Annotated in this window: 12 protein-coding genes and 1 pseudogene; 12 read left to right on the forward strand and 1 reads right to left on the reverse strand. The window is 30.7% G+C overall.

The annotated features are described in order from the left end of the window. The first annotated feature begins 31 nt into the window (after window positions 1-31). The 7 genes from whiA to CLCHR_RS01950 all read left to right on the forward strand — a co-directional run bounded on the left by whiA (window position 32) and on the right by CLCHR_RS01950 (window position 11,254). Window positions 32-979: a DNA-binding protein WhiA gene (whiA, locus tag CLCHR_RS01920; RefSeq protein ID WP_079437980.1), complete on the forward strand. Its 948-nt coding sequence runs from the start codon at window positions 32-34 to the stop codon at window positions 977-979. 24 nt (window positions 980-1,003) lie between these two features. Continuing rightward, the gene (locus CLCHR_RS01925) at window positions 1,004-1,288 is read left to right on the forward strand and encodes a Dabb family protein (protein WP_079437982.1); all 285 of its coding nucleotides are present in this window, start codon (window positions 1,004-1,006) and stop codon (window positions 1,286-1,288) included. Between the two features lie 169 nt (window positions 1,289-1,457). Then, window positions 1,458-5,033: a DNA polymerase III subunit alpha gene (locus CLCHR_RS01930; RefSeq protein ID WP_182629317.1), complete on the forward strand. Its 3,576-nt coding sequence runs from the start codon at window positions 1,458-1,460 to the stop codon at window positions 5,031-5,033. Window positions 5,034-5,573: 540 nt separating this feature from the next. Next, complete coding sequence (gene pfkA / locus CLCHR_RS01935) at window positions 5,574-6,530, forward strand: 6-phosphofructokinase (RefSeq protein ID WP_079437985.1); 957 nt, start codon at window positions 5,574-5,576, stop codon at window positions 6,528-6,530. A gap of 226 nt (window positions 6,531-6,756) precedes the next feature. Further along, window positions 6,757-8,178: a pyruvate kinase gene (gene pyk, locus CLCHR_RS01940; protein ID WP_079437986.1), complete on the forward strand. Its 1,422-nt coding sequence runs from the start codon at window positions 6,757-6,759 to the stop codon at window positions 8,176-8,178. Window positions 8,179-8,709: 531 nt separating this feature from the next. Then, entirely contained in the window at window positions 8,710-10,077 is a 1,368-nt protein-coding gene (gene rlmD, locus CLCHR_RS01945) for a 23S rRNA (uracil(1939)-C(5))-methyltransferase RlmD (RefSeq protein WP_079437987.1), read from the forward strand. A gap of 610 nt (window positions 10,078-10,687) precedes the next feature. Beyond that, window positions 10,688-11,254 (forward strand): hypothetical protein, encoded by a 567-nt coding sequence (locus CLCHR_RS01950; RefSeq protein WP_079437988.1) that lies wholly within the window; start codon window positions 10,688-10,690, stop codon window positions 11,252-11,254. Between the two features lie 247 nt (window positions 11,255-11,501). On the opposite strand, the pseudogene CLCHR_RS01955 reads toward CLCHR_RS01950, so the two are convergent. Beyond that, window positions 11,502-12,491: pseudogene (locus CLCHR_RS01955) on the reverse strand (transposase); the annotation flags it as partial. Between the two features lie 160 nt (window positions 12,492-12,651). Here CLCHR_RS01955 and CLCHR_RS01960 point away from each other — a divergent pair. From CLCHR_RS01960 to CLCHR_RS01980, 5 genes are all read left to right on the forward strand, one after another. Then, window positions 12,652-13,170: a hypothetical protein gene (locus CLCHR_RS01960; RefSeq protein ID WP_169896730.1), complete on the forward strand. Its 519-nt coding sequence runs from the start codon at window positions 12,652-12,654 to the stop codon at window positions 13,168-13,170. Between the two features lie 684 nt (window positions 13,171-13,854). Then, on the forward strand, window positions 13,855-14,550 hold the full coding sequence (locus CLCHR_RS01965; protein ID WP_079437992.1) for a manganese catalase family protein: 696 nt from the start codon (window positions 13,855-13,857) through the stop codon (window positions 14,548-14,550). A 298-nt stretch (window positions 14,551-14,848) separates the two neighbouring features. After that, entirely contained in the window at window positions 14,849-16,291 is a 1,443-nt protein-coding gene (locus CLCHR_RS01970) for a glycoside hydrolase family 1 protein (RefSeq protein WP_079437993.1), read from the forward strand. Window positions 16,292-16,795: 504 nt separating this feature from the next. Continuing rightward, window positions 16,796-17,581 (forward strand): flagellar motor stator protein MotA, encoded by a 786-nt coding sequence (motA, locus tag CLCHR_RS01975; RefSeq protein WP_079437994.1) that lies wholly within the window; start codon window positions 16,796-16,798, stop codon window positions 17,579-17,581. Window positions 17,582-17,598: 17 nt separating this feature from the next. After that, window positions 17,599-18,345, forward strand: a complete 747-nt coding sequence (locus tag CLCHR_RS01980) for a flagellar motor protein MotB (RefSeq protein WP_079437995.1) — start codon at window positions 17,599-17,601, stop codon at window positions 18,343-18,345. The last annotated feature ends 7 nt before the right edge of the window (window positions 18,346-18,352 follow it).

The following is an 18,352-nucleotide window of genomic DNA, read 5'->3' on the forward strand; positions in this document are numbered from 1 at the left end:
TAGGAAATCTACAGGTAAGGAAGGAAACAAAATGTCATTTTCATCTAAAGTTAAAGGAGAAATATGCAGATATATAGATATTTCAAAGGAAGAGGCATTGGCAGAAATATCGGCAATAATGAAAGTTAGTGGAACATTAGCTTTTAGTGGAAGTGGACTTAGTTTTAAAATGACCACAGAAAATCCAGCTAGTGCTAGATTAATTTTTACACTTCTAAAAGATCACTTTGATATCCATTCAAAGTTAATGGTAAAGAAGAGTAATTCATTAAAAAAGAATAATATTTATATGGTGGTCATTTCGGAAGAAATGGGTGTTAGAGGACTATTAAGCGAAACAGGTATACTTAGGGAAATTAATGGGATAATGAGTTTAGATTATAGAATAGAGGATTATATATTTGAAGGGGATAATATAAAAAAAGCTTATATAAGAGGTGCCTTCATAGGGGGAGGAAGTATAAGCAACCCTGAAAAGACTTATCACTTAGAATTTGTGACTCATAGTGAAGAGTATGCTAAAGACTTATGTAATCTTGTAAATACATTTAATCTAAACTCTAAAGTGATACAAAGAAAGAATAGTTTCATTGTATATATTAAAGAAGGAGAGCAAATTGTAGATTTGCTCAATGTAATTGGTGCTCATGCGTCTTTATTAGAAATTGAAAACATTAGAATAATGAAAGAGATGAGAAATAATGTTAACAGATTGGTTAACTGTGAAACTGCAAATCTTTCAAAAACAGTAAATGCAGCAGTGAGACAGGTCGAAAGCATAAAATTAATACAGTCACAAATTGGTCTTCAAAGATTGCCAGATAATTTAAGAGAGATTGCTGAATTAAGATTAAATTACCCAGATGAATCTCTTAAAGAACTAGGCGAAATGCTAGAACCGCCTGTAGGTAAATCGGGAATAAATCATAGATTAAGAAAAATAGAGAAAATAGCAGAAGAGCTAAGAACAAGCAAGTAGTCTAATTAAAAGGAGAGAGTGATTATGTTTACACACATTGTATTATTTAAGTTGAAAGAACCAACAAATGAAAATATAAGTTTTGTAGAAAAAACTTTATTATCTATGAATGGAAATATAAAAGAATTAAAGCTGCTAGAAGTAGGCGTAGACGTAATAAAAAGTGATAGAAGTTATGATATCGGAATCATAACTAGGTTTGATAAAGAGGAAGATTATCTTGCATATGATATAAATGAATTTCATGTAGAAAAAGTAAAAAAGGTTATAGGACCGTATATGGAAGCAAGTAAAACATTAGACTTTTAAGCAGGGAACACAAATCTATGATTTGAGTACATGAACTTAGTTAACTCATTAGTAAGTAAATCTGTTAAAAAATAAGGGTTTGTATAGATTAGTTACTTAGGGAGTAAAATCAATTAAGTTTTTTAGTAAAATAATAAATTGACTAGGCAAAGAGGAGGTGGGGAACATGATGGAAGAAAAACAATTTTGTCACTTACATCTACATACGGAATATAGTTTGTTAGATGGTTCTGGGAAAGTTGGAAAGCTCATGAAAAGGGCAAAAGAACTTGGGATGAAGAGTATAGCGATAACTGATCATGGAGTTTTATATGGTCTTGTGGATTTTTTCAAAGCAGCAAAAGATAATGATATAAAACCAATCTTAGGATGTGAAGTATATGTAGTGCCAAAGTCTAGACATATAAAGCAGCCGGATAAAGAAAATTCAACGTATCACTTAGTTTTATTAGTAAAAGATAAAGTAGGATACGAAAATTTGATGAAGATAGTATCTGTGGCATCAATAGAAGGATTTTATTATAAACCGAGAGTTGACTATGACTATTTGAGAAAGCATAGTGAGGGGCTGATTGCTCTAAGTGCGTGCTTAGGAGGAGAAGTACAATCCTGTCATCTAAAAGGAAACTATGAAAAGGCGAAGGAAACTGCTTTAATATACAAGGAAATCTTTAATGGTGATTTTTATCTTGAAATACAAAATCATGGGATGGAAGAACAAAAAAAGGTAAATGAAGAGAATATAAAATTATCTAAGGAAACTGGAATACCATTAGTAGCAACTAATGATGTTCATTATATAAGCAAAGAAGACTCCAAATCTCATGATATCTTAATGTGCATACAAACAGCTAAAACCATAGATGATCCTCATAGAAGAAGATATCCCTCAGATCAATTTTACTTAAAATCGGCAGAAGAAATGTGGGATATGTTTTCTTATGTTCCAGAAGCTATAGAAAATACTATCAAGATTACTGAACAGTGTAATTATGAATATAAATTTCATGAGTCAAAATTGCCTAAATTTCCGTTAGAAGAAGGGCAAGACCCATTTGAATATCTTAGGGATACCTGTTATAAAGGACTTATAGAAAGGTATGATGTATTCGAACAATTGAGAGATTCAGATCTGGATTATAATAAGATTAATGAAATAATATTAAAAAGAGAAGAAGCTAAGGAATACATAGATAGATTAGAATATGAACTTGAAGTAATAGGGCAAATGGGTTATGTTGATTATTTCTTAATAGTTTGGGATTTCATTAGATTTTCATATGAAAGTGGAATACCTACGGGTCCAGGTAGAGGATCTGCTGCAGGATCTATAGTGGCCTATACATTAGGAATTACAAAGATAGATCCTATTAAGTATAGCTTAATCTTTGAGCGTTTTTTGAATCCTGAAAGAGTGTCTATGCCTGATATTGATAGTGACTTTTGTTACGAAAGAAGGCAAGAAGTTATTGATTACGTTGTTGATAAGTATGGGGCAGACAATGTTTCACAAATAATAACTTTTGGTACTATGGCTGCGAGACTGTGTATAAGAGATGTTGGAAGAGCTATGAATTATAGCTATGCTGAGGTTGATAGAATTGCTAAGATGATACCAACAATGTTAGGTATTACTATTGAAAAGGCGTTAGACTTAAATCCTGAGCTTAAATTAGCTTATGATAGTGATGAAAGGGTAAAAGCTCTAATAGATGTTTCAAAGGACTTAGAAGGGCTGCCAAGGCATTCATCGACCCATGCAGCTGGTGTTGTTATAGCATCAAGGCCATTAGTTGAATATGTCCCATTGCAGAAAAATGATGAGATGATTGTAACTCAATTTGGAATGAACACATTAGAAGAACTTGGGTTACTTAAAATGGACTTTTTAGGCCTTAGAACATTAACTGTTATGAATGATGCAGTTAAAATGATTAAAGAAAATAGAGGAATAGATGTAGATTTAGACAAGATAGATTTTGAAGATGAAGAAGTTTATAAGATGATTGGAGACGGCAATACAGCAGGAGTATTCCAATTAGAATCACCAGGAATGACTTCATTTATGAAAGAACTAAAGCCTGATTCTTTTGAAGACATAATTGCTGGAATCTCGTTATATAGACCTGGTCCAATGGCCGAGATACCAAGATATATAGAGGGAAAGAGGAATCCAGAAAAGGCTACTTATCTAACAAAAGAGTTAGAACCAATATTAAAGGTAACTTATGGCTGTTTAGTATATCAGGAACAAGTAATGCAGGCAGTTAGAGATCTGGCAGGATATTCCATGGGACGAAGTGATATGGTTAGAAGAGCTATGTCAAAGAAAAAGCACAAGGTAATGGAAGAAGAAAGAAAGAATTTCATTCATGGTATTGTTGAAAATGGTGAAGTGGTAGTGCCTGGTTGTGTTAGAAATGGAATTTCTGAAGAGGTGGCCAATAAAATATTTGACTCTATGATGGACTTTGCGTCTTATGCATTTAATAAATCGCATGCAGCGGCATATGCAGTCGTGGGATATCAAACAGCATATCTCATGAAGTATTATCCAGTGGAGATGATTGCAGCTATGCTTAATTCAATTATGGGAATAAGTGAAAAGGTAGCCTACTATATTGGAATAGCTGAAGATCTAGGGATACAAGTTTTACCACCAAATATAAATGAAAGTTTTTCAAGGTTTACTGTTAAAGGGAATAAAATTAGATTTGGATTAGCAGCTATAAAAAATGTAGGAGCTAATGTTGTTGATAGCATTGCAAAGGCGAGAGAAGAAAAAGGAAAGTTTGAATCTTTGGTGGATTTTATAAATAAGATGGATCCATCATCTATAAATAAACGTGCTGTTGAGTGTTTGATTAAGGCTGGAGCTCTGGATGATTTTAAAGTATTTAGGTCAAAAATGTTGGCAGTTCATGAAAAGTTAATTGATAATATTTCTAGTGATAAGAAAAGAAATATAGATGGACAAATAAGTCTATTCGCAAGTGAAGAATTAAAGAATCCAGAAGTTAATTATCCTAATATTAAAGAATTTAATAAAAGAAATTTATTAGCTATGGAAAAGGAAATGACTGGACTTTATATTACAGGGCATCCGCTAGATGATTATGCTCAAAGTTTAAAAATGCAGACGACAAATGAGATTTCTAAAATATTTTTAGTCCAAGAAACTCTAGATGATGCACTTGAAAGTGATATTGGAGAGGTTAATATTTTTAATAGACAAGATACTCTTCAAGATAATGATAGGGTAATTCTTGGAGGAATATTAGCTAGTGTTAATCAAAAGGTAACTAGAAATAATTCCATAATGGCATTTTTAAAACTTGAAGATTTGACAGGGACAATTGAAGTTATAGTTTTCCCTAAGACTTTAGATAAAGTCAAAGAATTATGTGTAACAGATAGTTTAGTAATAGTAAAAGGTAGATTAAGCCTTAAAGAAGATGAACCTCCTAAACTTATATGCGAAAGCATAGAACCTTTGGAAAAGATAAATTCATCAAAAGTATATTTAAGAGTTGAAGATACAATAGCAGCAAAAGAACTTAACAAAAAACTTAAAGAGTTGCTAGTAAAGGAATATATTGGAGATACTCCTATCTATATATTTGCCAATAAAGAAAAGCAAAAATTTAGAGTACCAAGAGATCGATGGATATCATTGGAAAGTGATGCTATAAGTTTATTAAAAGACAATCTAGGTGAAGAAAATATAAAAATACAAGATGCATAATCAAATTAGAAATTAATCACACATATAGATATACAATATACATCTTAAATTTATGTGATAACTTGTCGAAATAATAAATATTTAATTTGGATACCTATAATGCCTGATAATTTGACATATGTGTAAATAATAAATATTGCAAAAATAAATATGACAAATTTTATATAATTTTATATAAATTAATCGATTATTGGGTATAATGAAAATGGTGAATTAAATTTCTCTAACAGTAGTTAAGTAATATTATATTTAGATAAGTTAATGCTAGAATAAACTATATATTGATACCGTGCAAAAAAATAATAATTATGTAAGGCATAGATAAAGAATTAACTATATTTTTGGAAATGTATGTATGGAATAAAAGTTTTCATAAAATTGAAACATTTATTTTAGAATAATATCAGAAATTAGTCAAATATGATTGATAATTGATAGAAATTTATGTACAATAATTCTTGATTAATAAATTATGGTTATATTATGTACATAAGGGTCTTTAAGGGTCCCTTAACGGTATTTAAGGAGGAAATATATATTATGAAAAAGATAGCTGTGTTAACAAGTGGTGGAGATGCACCAGGAATGAATGCTGCAATTAGAGCAGTTGTAAGAACTGCACTTCATAACGGAATTGAAGTTATGGGTGTACAAAGAGGATATAGCGGATTAATCAATGGAGAGTTGTTCAGCATGGACAGAAATTCAGTATCTGATATAATCCAAAGAGGTGGAACAATTTTAAGAACTGCTAGATGTCCAGAATTCAAAAATGAAGAAGTAAGAAAAAAAGCTGCTAAGATTTTACAAGCTTATGGCGTAGAAGCTCTAGTAGTTATAGGTGGAGATGGATCATTTACAGGAGCAAAATTATTATCGAAACTTGGAATAAAAACAATAGGTATTCCAGGAACAATAGATAATGATTTAGCATACACAGACTTTACTTTAGGGTTTGATACAGCCTTAAATACTGTTGTAGATGCAATAAACAAAATCAGAGATACTTCAACTTCTCATGAAAGAGTTTCAATAGTAGAAGTTATGGGTAGAGATTGTGGAGACTTATCTTTATATGCAGGTATATGTAGTGGTGCTGAAGCAATATTAATACCAGAAATTGACTTTGATAGAGATTCACTTTGCAGAACTATTTTAGAAGGTAAAAATAAAGGAAAAATGCATAATCTAATAATGCTTGCAGAAGGAATTGGAGGAGCATTTGAACTTGCAAAATATGTAGAAGAAGTAACAGGTATAGAAACAAGAGCAACAATCCTAGGCCATATTCAAAGAGGTGGAAGTCCTAGTGCAACAGATAGAGTTTTAGCTTCAAGAATGGGTGCTAAAGCAATAGAAGTGTTACTAGAAGGGAAAACTTCAAAAGTAATAGGAATTAAAGATAATAAGATCATTGATCAAGATATAGATGAAGCTTTAGATGTTGAAAGCACTTTTGATAAAGAGTTGTATGATATTGCTAACGTATTATCATAGGAATTAGCTTATAGTTTATTTATATAAATTCTATAAATAAGGCACAATCGAAGAAGTAATAGACTAGTATGTTTGTTTATTTTACGCCATTCTATGTCAGTGATTTCTATTAATATGTTTGTTATGAGCAGGAATTATTTTCTTGTTTGACGCGAAATATACGTCGCATCTCTGGTATGTTATTGTCTTTTATGTGTCTAATCCAAGAAAGAGGAGTGTTAGTTTAATGAGAAAAACTAAAATGATTTGTACTATTGGCCCAGCAAGTGAGGATATGGAAATATTAGAAAAGGTTATGCTTGCAGGCATGAATGCATCAAGACATAATTTTTCACATGGTGATCACGAAGAACATAAAGGAAGAATCTTAAAGGTTAGAGAAATAGCTAAGAAACTTAACAGAGAAATAGCTGTTATTCTTGATACTAAAGGACCAGAAATAAGAACTGGTAAATTTGAACCAAATAAAGTTGAATTAACTAAAGGTACAGAATTTACAGTATATGCTGGTGACATGTCAGTAATTGGTGACACTACTAAGTGTGCAGTTACTTACGAAGGATTAGCAAACGACGTTAAACCAGGAAATACTATCTTGATAGATGATGGTTTAGTAGGATTAACTGTTAAATCAGTTGAAGGAAATGCTGTAAAGTGTGAAGTTCAAAATACTGGATTAGTTGGAACTCATAAAGGTGTTAATGTACCTGGAGTATCAATTAAATTACCAGCACTTACTGAAAAAGATAAATCAGATTTAATCTTTGGTTGTGAAATGGGCGTAAATATGATTGCTGCTTCATTCATAAGAAAAGCATCTGACGTAGAAACTATCAGAAACATACTTAACGAAAATGGTGGAGAAAGAATACTAATCTGTTCAAAGATCGAAAATCAAGAAGGTGTTGATAATATCGATTCAATCTTAGAAGTTTCTGATCTTATAATGGTAGCTAGAGGAGACCTTGGTGTTGAAATTCCAATAGAACAAGTTCCTGCAGTTCAAAAAATGATTATTCAAAAATGTAACGCTGTTGGAAAGCCAGTTGTAACTGCAACTCAAATGTTAGATTCTATGATGAGAAATCCAAGACCAACAAGAGCAGAAGTTTCAGACGTTGCTAATGCTATCTTAGATGGTACAGATGCAATCATGTTATCTGGTGAAAGTGCTAATGGAGATTACCCAATAGAAGCAGTTGCTACTATGGCTAAGATTGCTGAAGAGACTGAAAAGCAATTAACTTACAAAGTTGCAGTTTCTCAAGCTAAATCACATGTACCAGCAATTTCAGGAGTTATTTCAAGAGCAGCTAGTAACGCGGCTAATGAATTAGGTGCAGCAGCTGTAATATCTTCAACTCAAACAGGAGCTACTGCAAAGAGAATATCTCAATGTAGACCAGAATGTCCAATTATAGCTATTACTTCTGATGTAATTGTTGCTAGACAATTAGCATTCTCATGGGGTGTATATCCAATAGTTGCAGATAAAATGGCGTCAACTGATGAAATGTTAGAAAAATCAGTTGAAATTGCAAAGGAATATAAATATGTTCAATCAGGAGATACAGTTATATTAGCAGCTGGAGTACCTGTAGACCAAGTTGGAGCAACTAACCTTTTAAAGGTAAGTGTTGTTAAATAGTATTTAAAACATTAAGTGAATCTTGATTCAGTTTAACTGGATCAATTGAACATATCTAGTGAATGATTTTTTATACATAGAGGCTTTAGTAATTTTTACTAAAGCCTCTTTTTATATATATTAATAGTTAAGTATGAAAGAATAATTTATAACTTTAAATATAATTAGCAGGGTTAGATAAAAAAGTTTACAAAAAATTAACATTTGGTCATATAGTATTTAATATATAATGTATATTATTGCTCATAAAGAGAAATAATAATTTATGATTATGGAATTAAATGGCAACTGATTCTGTATTAGCACCGAAAGGTGCTCTTTTTTTGTTAAAAATGGTTAATCATGATGCAAGTATCAGAACGAGCATATATCTTTAGATTTAATAGTGTATATATTAAAGTCCGATGTGTTATAATTTTGTTGGTATGAGATGATTTAATACAAATTATTAATATCATAAAGTTCATTTGTGTAAAGAGAATTGCAAGTTTATTTTTATAGAAAATAGAAGATTAGTTAGGGTGTGTTTAAGTGTTAGAAAAGAATAAAGAATATATTGTTAAGATTGATTCTCTCGGATATGAAGGAGAGGGGGTTGCCAAAATAGATAGATACCCAATTTTTATACCAGGAGCATTAAAGGATGAAACAGTAAAGATAGAAATAATAAAGAGTAAGAAAAATTATGCTTTCGGAAGGCTTCTAGAAATAATAGAAAAGTCTAATGAGAGAACATCTGCCGAGTGTACTAATTATGAAAAGTGCGGAGGCTGTACATTAATGCATTCAAATTATGATGGACAATTAGAGTTTAAATATAATAGAGTAAAAGACTGCATTGAAAGAATAGGAGGATTAAGTGGAGAAATAGTTAAATATCCTATAGGTATGAAGATTCCATTTAGATACAGAAATAAAGGAATATATTCCATTGGTTTAATAGATAATGAACTTTCAATAGGTTTTTTTAGTGAGAAGACTCATGAGATAATTAATATGAATAGTTGTTTAATTCAAGATGAAGATAGTGATAAGATTATAGAAATAATAAGGAAATGGATGAGAAAATACTCAATTATTCCAGCTAAAAAGGATGGTTCATTATATGAGCAGGGTCTAATTAGAAATGTAATGATTAGAAAAGGTTTTAAAACTAATGAGGTTATGATTGTATTAGTCACTTTAAATAAAGAAATTCCTTATAAAGAAGAATTGATAAATGACTTAAGAAATAACTTTGAAAATTTAAAGAGTATAGTTCAAAATATAAACCCTAAGGATACTAGCTTAGTACTTGGAGATAAAAGTATTACATTATGGGGGCAAGATTATATATCTGATTATATTGGACAATATAAATTTAATATTTCACCGCTATCTTTTTTTCAAGTAAATCCAATTCAAACAGAAATTCTTTATAGTAAAGCGCTAGAATATGCAAATTTAAGTGGCAATGAAATTGTTTTTGATGCTTATTGCGGTACAGGTACAATAACACTATTTTTATCTCAGAAAGCGAAAAAAGTATTTGGTGTGGAAATAGTAGAGCAAGCTATAGAAAATGCAGTGATTAATGCTAAGATCAATGAAATAACTAATTCAGAATTTTATGTAGGGAAATCTGAGGAGGTAATTCCTCAATTAATAAAAGAAGGAATAAAGCCGCAGGTAGTTGTTGTGGATCCACCACGAAAGGGCTGTGATACAAGGCTGTTAGATGCAATAGGAGAAGCAAAGCCAGAAAGAGTTGTATATGTATCTTGTGATCCAGGAACATTGGCGAGAGATTTGAAGTATTTAGAAGGTGTTGGATATAAAACGGTGGAAGTTCAGCCAGTAGATATGTTCCCAATGACAAAACATGTGGAGACAGTAGTATTGTTAGTTAAGCAATTGTAGCCACCCCATAAACCTTGCCGACTATGATAAACCTTGACGAAAACATGATAGGGATAAGGGATGAAAGGAATTGAAGGGAGTAATGATATAAGGGAAAAGTTAGTGATTTTTAAGAGAAAAACCTTAACCCTAACCTCGTGCAGAATGGCGGAATGAAAGGGATTTAAAAGGATTAAGGAATGATAATATTAATGTAAAACTTAATATCTATTGTTCCTTTTTTCTTTTAAATATAATCCTTAACCCTAATAAAGTCGTCAGACTTTCGTGTCTTTCCGATTAAATATTGACCATGAAAGAGGTATTAAATACGACCGTCCTTGACGCTATTATCTCGGCAAGGTTTAAGGAAATGAAAGAAGGAATGCTGGTTTGAAGGGGATTTTTATAATTATTTTATGTGATGTTTTCGGAAAAATTTATTTGAATTCTAATAAAGTATAATGAAAAAATGGAGTCAAATATAAATTGAAAACTAAGTATTGGAAGATAAAATTATGCATTCGTGTATATTAAGTACAAATAATTGTAAATTGTGTTAAAATTTTAATTAATTATTTCAGAGAAATAGACAGAGTTAAAATGAAGAATTTTAAAAAGAGGAGATATTGTGAGAAAAAGATATTTAGTTATATTAGTGATTGTTCTAATACTAAGTTTTGCCGGTTGTAGTAAGTCAAGCACAAATATTAAGACGTATCTTAATAGCGGGGCTAAGATTGATACGTATGCGAAAGACTGTATGCCTGCTATTGATGATTTACCTAAATATCGGGATATATCATACAAATACAATTATGTATCAACAATAATGTTTGAGACAGAAACAATTACTCTTAATATTAGCTATGATGAAGAAACATATGAGAATGAAAAGAAGAAATTAACAGAAAAATATAAATTTTTAAATCAAAAATTTGTTTCTAACTTTGATGAAAGTAAATATTATATTCCTGAATATGAATTTTCAATGAATAGTTATAATTTTAAAGTTGTAGATCAAAATGGAGATTATAAAGCGGAGTATCCAAAATCATTTTGTATTATTGGAACATCTGATGAGAAAAAGAGTGTAGCATATTTATATTTCTATGATTTTGATTTAGATTATATAGAGGAATATGGAGATAACCCTATGGCTAACTTTGTGCAGAAGTATTTTAAATATGATTTTTAGAAATATGGATATTAACGTGAGAGATAATTGGCTATCATATTTTATATGTGCAGTAGTAAGAAAAAGTGTAATGAATAGTTTTAGTAAAATATAAAGGAATTGAGGGTGACTATGAATTATTTTATATCTTTTTTGGTTTTAATAGTAGTTTGTAGGGTATTTATATGGTTAACTGAAAAAACTAATTTTGATCTATAATAGTGCATTTTTACTTGAATAATTTTACAGTTGAATAAAAAACAGATTCTTAGGCTATTTTTAATGACGCAAAAATTTCTTCTATCGGCCTACCGCTCGCGGTAGCTTTGTAAATATATATTACTTTGGATTTTTCTAAATCTTTCTTAGCAGCTTTATATCCAGTATTAAAGTGATGAGAATCATTGCAATATATTTTGCAATAAGTATAGTTTGCTAACATTATTATTAGATACCTACTGATACTTTTCTCACTTCTTACTTGATATCCATCTAATCCTAAGTAAGTTTTGCAATCTCTAAAAAATGGTTCAATTGCCCAGCGGTCGGTATATTTAGTTAGAAAATCTAACGGTGCTAATGATTTCTCTAAGGAAATAAAAGTTTTTAATGCTCCATCTTTTTGAAAAGCATCTTTAGGATAGCTTAAAACTATAGAAACATTCTTTCTATCTTTTAAGTTGCCAACATAATTGTAAATATAGTATTGCTTACTTTTGACGGTGACAAGGTCGAAGTCTTCAATATTTAATAATGTAGCAAACTTATGAAGTTTTATTCCTAGTCTTTCATGGCCTTGTGGAAAAATAACTCTATTAGTTTTTAAAGCACCAATATAACTATAGCCAGCTTTTTCAGAAGCATTAAAAATATCCTTACAGCTATACCAACTATCAGCTAACACATAACCTTTATTTTCAGGCTTTGGAAGTGTTGCAATTAATTTTTGAGTCAATTCTATTTTACTCATAGATTCTTTATCATAGATATCAATTGAGTATGGTATAACTAATCCGTCACACGATAGTAAAGAAACTTACTATTTGATGAACATATACATTCTTACTTTTTAAGTGAGAATTATGAAATGAACACTTTTCAATTGGATTTTAGCCTTTGACGAGGGCTTTGTCTTTTCAGAAATAGTGTCATCAATAATAAAGTATATTGGTTGTCTTGATTCTCTTGATTCTCTTGATTCAGCTCAGATCAGTTCTATAATACACGATTTTAATGCTCTTTCTAAAAGTTTTTCATCATTATAACAAGGATTTATCGTAAATGTTTTTTTATTTTATTCAGTTGTAAAATTATTCAAGCATTTTTGCACTATTATAGATAATAAGAATAATTTTGATAAATGTGCTATAATTGGATTTATGTGGATGAATTATATAAATGAAAGTGAGAGGTACGAAATGAAAAATGTAAAATTAAAAAAAGTAATCACAAGTTTATTACTAGTAGTTTCAGTATTAGCACTAAATCCAATACGATCAAGTGCTGAATGGAAGCAGGATTCTAATGGCTGGCAGAATACAGAAGGTAATTCAAAGTCAGTAGGATGGAAGAGCATTGATGGAAAGCGGTATTATTTTGATAACAATGGATACATGAAAACAGGATGGATACAGTACAATAGTAAGTGGTATTATCTAGATTTACATGGAATAATGCAAACTGGGTGGATACAAGTTGGAGGTGAGTGGTATTACTTTAATATAGATGGAGATATGAAGTCACGTGAGTGGCTTTACAGTAATGGAAACTGGTACTATTTAAATCATACAGGGGACATGAGACATGGATGGCTTTATGTAGAAAGGGATAATAAGTACTATTATTTTAATGAAGATGGGACAATGAGGACAACTTCTATAACACTTGATGGCGATACATATAATTTTAATGAGGATGGTTCAGCCAATTTGAAGTAAAGTATTAATACTATTATATGTAACGTATATATAAAATAATAATTTTAATCCCCCCATATTTAAGGGGATTTTTTATTGAATTGATTGACACCACAGTCCACTATTTTAGACACAAATTCTTCCCTAAATGAAAAAACACATTATTCTAAATGAATGATGTGTTTTTTTATGCCCCAAATTATTAGCTAAGCTTTAAGAAAGGAGTGGGGAGAATTTGGCACGACCAAGTAAAAGCGTTGCCGTTATGAGTAAGAATGTTATAAAAGTAATTTCTAAAAATTCATTTTAAAGTTTAAATTATACAGCCTAAAAAGGTTTTATAGAAACTAGAACTAAAAATATACCAACGCTAATCGATAATATAGCCGAATTTTTCTTATGTAATTTAAAATAATTGAAAGCCATCAATAAATTCTGAGCACCTAAGAAAATAAACATAATAGGACTATAAATCTTATAACTGTCAGTTGTAATGCTAACTATTACAGTTAAGAGAACAATAATTGTAATAATTTTGATTTTACTATTATAATACATAATTTCACTTTTGAAGTTAATTGGAGTTAAGTGAGTATTGTCTCAAGTTATGGTATTTTTTACTTAATAAATATTGAATAATAACATTCAAATTAATCAAAACTACTTTTGTGAATAATTCAATTTAATTAAAATGGAGGTAGTGAAATGTTTAAGCATGAAAAACCCTTACTTAGAGAAGTTAAGGTAGAAAAACCTAACGCTCAATATGCTATATTAATGCAGGAACAACTTGGTGGTGCAAATGGTGAACTTAAAGCTGCACTTCAATATCTTTCACAAAGTTTTAGAGTAAAAGATCCTGCAATCAAAGATTTGTTCCTTGACATTGCGGCTGAAGAATTAAGCCACATGGAAATGGTTGCTCATACAATCAATTTATTAAATGGACATAAGGTAGACTATACACAAGCTGAAGTTGGAGAAATAGAAACCCATGTATTAACAGGGCTTGCGCCAGGTCTCATAAATTCTTCAGGATATTCTTGGACAGCTGATTATGTTACAGTTACGGGTGATATTGCAGCAGATTTATTGTCTAACATAGCTTCAGAACAAAGAGCAAAAGTTGTATATGAATATTTATACCGTCAAATTAATGATAAGTATGTAAAAGAAACTATTGATTTTCTATTAAATAGAGAAGAAGCTCACAATGCACTTTTTAGAGAGGCATTAAACAAGGTGCAGGATAGAGCATCGAATAAAGATTTTGGAGTAACAAAGGATTCTAAACTTTACTTTGATTTATCAACTCCAGGAAGATATTTTGCTAATCCTGAGCCAACACCACCTAGCTTTGAGAATCCACGTCAAAAGAGTAAAGAGACCACAAAGATTTAATAATAAATATAATAATCCTATGCTAAATTAATTATATATTATTTTAGCATAGGATTATTTTTTATAGGCAGTATTTCAAAATGGAAAAAACTATATATTTTTATATTAAGATTAAGTAACTATATTTTAAAAGATAAGATATATCATATTACAACAAAAGTTATAAATTATATAGACAAGTATAATGATTTTATGATAGGCTATAGTTATAAATAGTTGTTAATAATAAGGGTTATAATTTGCAAAATATATTTTAACAAAAACATAATAGAAAGAATTATTGTTAGGAGGATAAGTTATGTATTTTAAAGATAAGCATGGTTTTCCAGATGATTTTTTATGGGGAAGTGCATCAGCTGCATATCAAGTAGAAGGCGCTGCAGAAGAGGAAGGAAAAGGGAGAAGTAACTGGGATGAATTTGTTAGAATTCCTGGAAAAACATTTAAAGGTACTAATGGTGATGTAGCAGTTGACCATTATCACCGCTATAAAGAAGATATTGCTTTAATGGCAGAAATGGGATTAAAGACATACAGATTCTCTATCTCTTGGCCAAGAATCTATCCAAAAGGAAAAGGCGAAGTTAATGAAAAAGGCCTACAATTCTATGATAATGTAATTGATGAATGTTTAAAATATGGAATTGAGCCGATGGTTACAATTTATCATTGGGATTTACCTATTGCGTTGCAAGAGGAATATAGCGGTTGGGAAAGTAGACAAATCATTGATGATTTTGAAAATTATGCTGTAACTTTATTTAAGCGTTATAAAGATAAAGTTAAGTATTGGATAACATTGAATGAACAAAACATATTTACAGCACATGGCTGGATGATGGCAACACATCCACCGGGCAAAAAGAACGATTCAAAAACATTCTATCAAGTAAACCATCATGCTAATTTAGCTCATGCTAAAGCTGTGCTTGCTTTTAGAGAAATAGTACCAAATGGTAAAATAGGAGCAAGTTTTGCATTCGGACCGAGTTATGCAATTGACTGCAATCCAATAAATAATATAGCAAAAGCAGATTATGATGATTTACAAACTTTCTGGTGGATGGATGTTTATGCATTTGGAAGATATCCAAAACCTGCATTTAAGTATTTACAATCTCAAGGAGTTGCACCTACTTTTGAAGAAGGTGATGAAGAACTTATGAAAGCAGCAGCACAAGTAGATTTTATGGGTGTAAATTATTATCAAACTGCAGTTGTTGAATATAATCCTATAGATGGTGTTGGAATGGCTGAAATGAATACAACAGGTAAAAAAGGAACAGCACAGGTTAGTGGTACACCAGGATTATATAAAAATCCGCCAAACCCATACTTAAAAACTACAGACTGGGATTGGACTATAGATCCTATTGGTATAAGAATAGCTTGTAGAACTATTACAAGTAGATATGACTTACCAATAGTTATATCTGAAAATGGTTTAGGAGCATTTGATAAGAAGACTGAAGATAATAAGATTCATGATGATTATCGTATAGCATATTTAAAAGCTCATGCGGAAGAATTAAAGGAAGCTATTAATGAAGGCTGTGAAGTACTTGCATATTGTACGTGGTCAATAACAGACTTATTAAGTTGGTTAAATGGATATCAAAAGCGTTATGGCTTCATTTACGTAGATCGTGAAGAAGAAGAAGGGGCTTCAATGAACCGTTATAAAAAGGATAGCTATTATTGGTATCAAAATGTAATAAAGACAAATGGTGAAGAATTATAAAATAAATTTAAAGGAGTCATTATTTTAATGACTCCTTTAAATTTGAGTTCCAATATCAGAAATGATCTCGATACTTACGCTAAGTACATAGTCAAAGAACGTTAACTTAAACTTATATTAAGAATTTAGAGTTACTTTTTGGAAAACTAAAAATTAGTTTTTGTGCATTATTAAGGTATATAATTATACGAGAGCGAGTTGAATTTCGACAAAATGCAAGAAAACGTTATCAAGGTATAGAGATTAATTTTAGTGATTCTAAGAAATGAGATAAATAAAAACAATTAAATCCATTATTAGTCAAAATGAATAGAATTTATGTTATATAATATGTCAAAATATAGTTTTAGATTTGTCCCGATTATGGTATTATATTTGTATATGCGAGAGATTTTAAAGGATTACGCAGAGGGATAAAAATAGTGTGATTGAAAGTTGAAGTATTAATTAAAAACTTGATTTTAAATTATATTATATGGCTAGATAAATAAAAGGGGGACAAATATGGATATATTTTTAGTTTTAGGTCTTATTGGAGGTTTAGTAATTGTAGTCGCGGCCATGCTAGAAAAAGGAGCAAGTCTTCAAGTACTTATGAGTCTTGAAGCATTAATGGTAATTATTGGTGGTACTGTAATAGCGTTACTGAATTCTTTTCCAAAAGGTGAGTTTGTTAAGCTTCCTAAGATTTTTGGTGTTCTTTTTAGTGGTAAGGGTCAACAAGATCCAGCAGAAATTATAGCACAACTTGTAGAAATGTCTCAAACCACTAGAAGAGATGGATTATTATCTCTTGAAAGCACCATACAAGGTCTAGAAAACAAATTTATGAAAAAAGGATTAGAGATGGTGGTTGATGGTTTAGAGCCAGACCTTATAAAAGAAGTATTGGAAATAGAAATTGAGAGTATGGAAGAGAGACATCGTCTTGGTGCCACAGCTTTTACGACAGCAGGTGGTACAGCTCCGACTCTTGGAGTTCTAGGTGCCGTTATTGGACTAATTGGTGCTCTTGGAAATCTTAATGATATTGAAAAACTTGGAGAAAGTATAAAGTCAGCCTTTGTTGCAACTGTTTATGGTATTTTTACTGGATATTTAATCTGGCATCCATTTGCAAATAGATTAAAAAGAAAATCCCAAGAAGAAATAAAGAACATGAATATTATGCTTGAAGGAATATTAGCTATTCAAGCAGGAAATAATCCTAAGAGTATTGAAAGAAAACTTGTAGGAATGTTAGAACCAAAGCAAAGAGTCAGATTTGAAGAAAATAATAATGATAAGTAATTTGAAGGAGAATAGTGATGAGTAGAAAAAAACAACATCATGAAGAGCATGTTGATGAAGCATGGCTTCTTCCATATTCAGACATGTTAACACTCCTATTAGCATTATTTATAGTTATGTTTGCGATGGGACAAACTGATAAAGCAAAGATGCAGGCTATGGCTAAAGAATTTAACATAATCTTCGCTGGTGGTTCTGGTATGATGGAGAAAGACGGTAATTCTATGATACCTATGGAAGACGCAGGAGAATCTGATTCAATCTCAACTAATGATAGTCAAATAGAAGAAGATAAAATGACTGAAATCAAGAAAAAGTTAGAGCAAGAAATTAAGCAAGAAGGTTATGCAGATAAAATAAAGGTTGATCTTAATGGTGAGGGACTTGATATTGCAATACAAGATGTCGTTCTTTTTAATTCAGGGGAAGCGGACGTATTAAAAGAAGTGTCACCAGTATTATTGAAAATTTCAAAAATGCTTAATGGATTAGATAACCAAATTAGAGTAGCTGGATATACTGATAATGTTCCGATAAGTAATGGAAAATTCCGTTCTAATTGGGATTTAAGTGCGATGCGTGCAATTAATGTGATGAACTTTATGGTTTCTTCGGGGGGAATCAAGCAAGATAATGTTTCAATTCAAGCATATGGTGAATATAAGCCTAAGACATCAAATAGCACAGAAGAAGGAAAAGCGCAAAATAGAAGAGTGGAAATTTATGTGGTTCGTAATTTCCCGGTAGATAAATCTAACCAATAACAAGAAT

It is taken from the genome of Clostridium chromiireducens (assembly GCF_002029255.1).
Lineage (GTDB): Bacteria > Bacillota > Clostridia > Clostridiales > Clostridiaceae > Clostridium > Clostridium chromiireducens.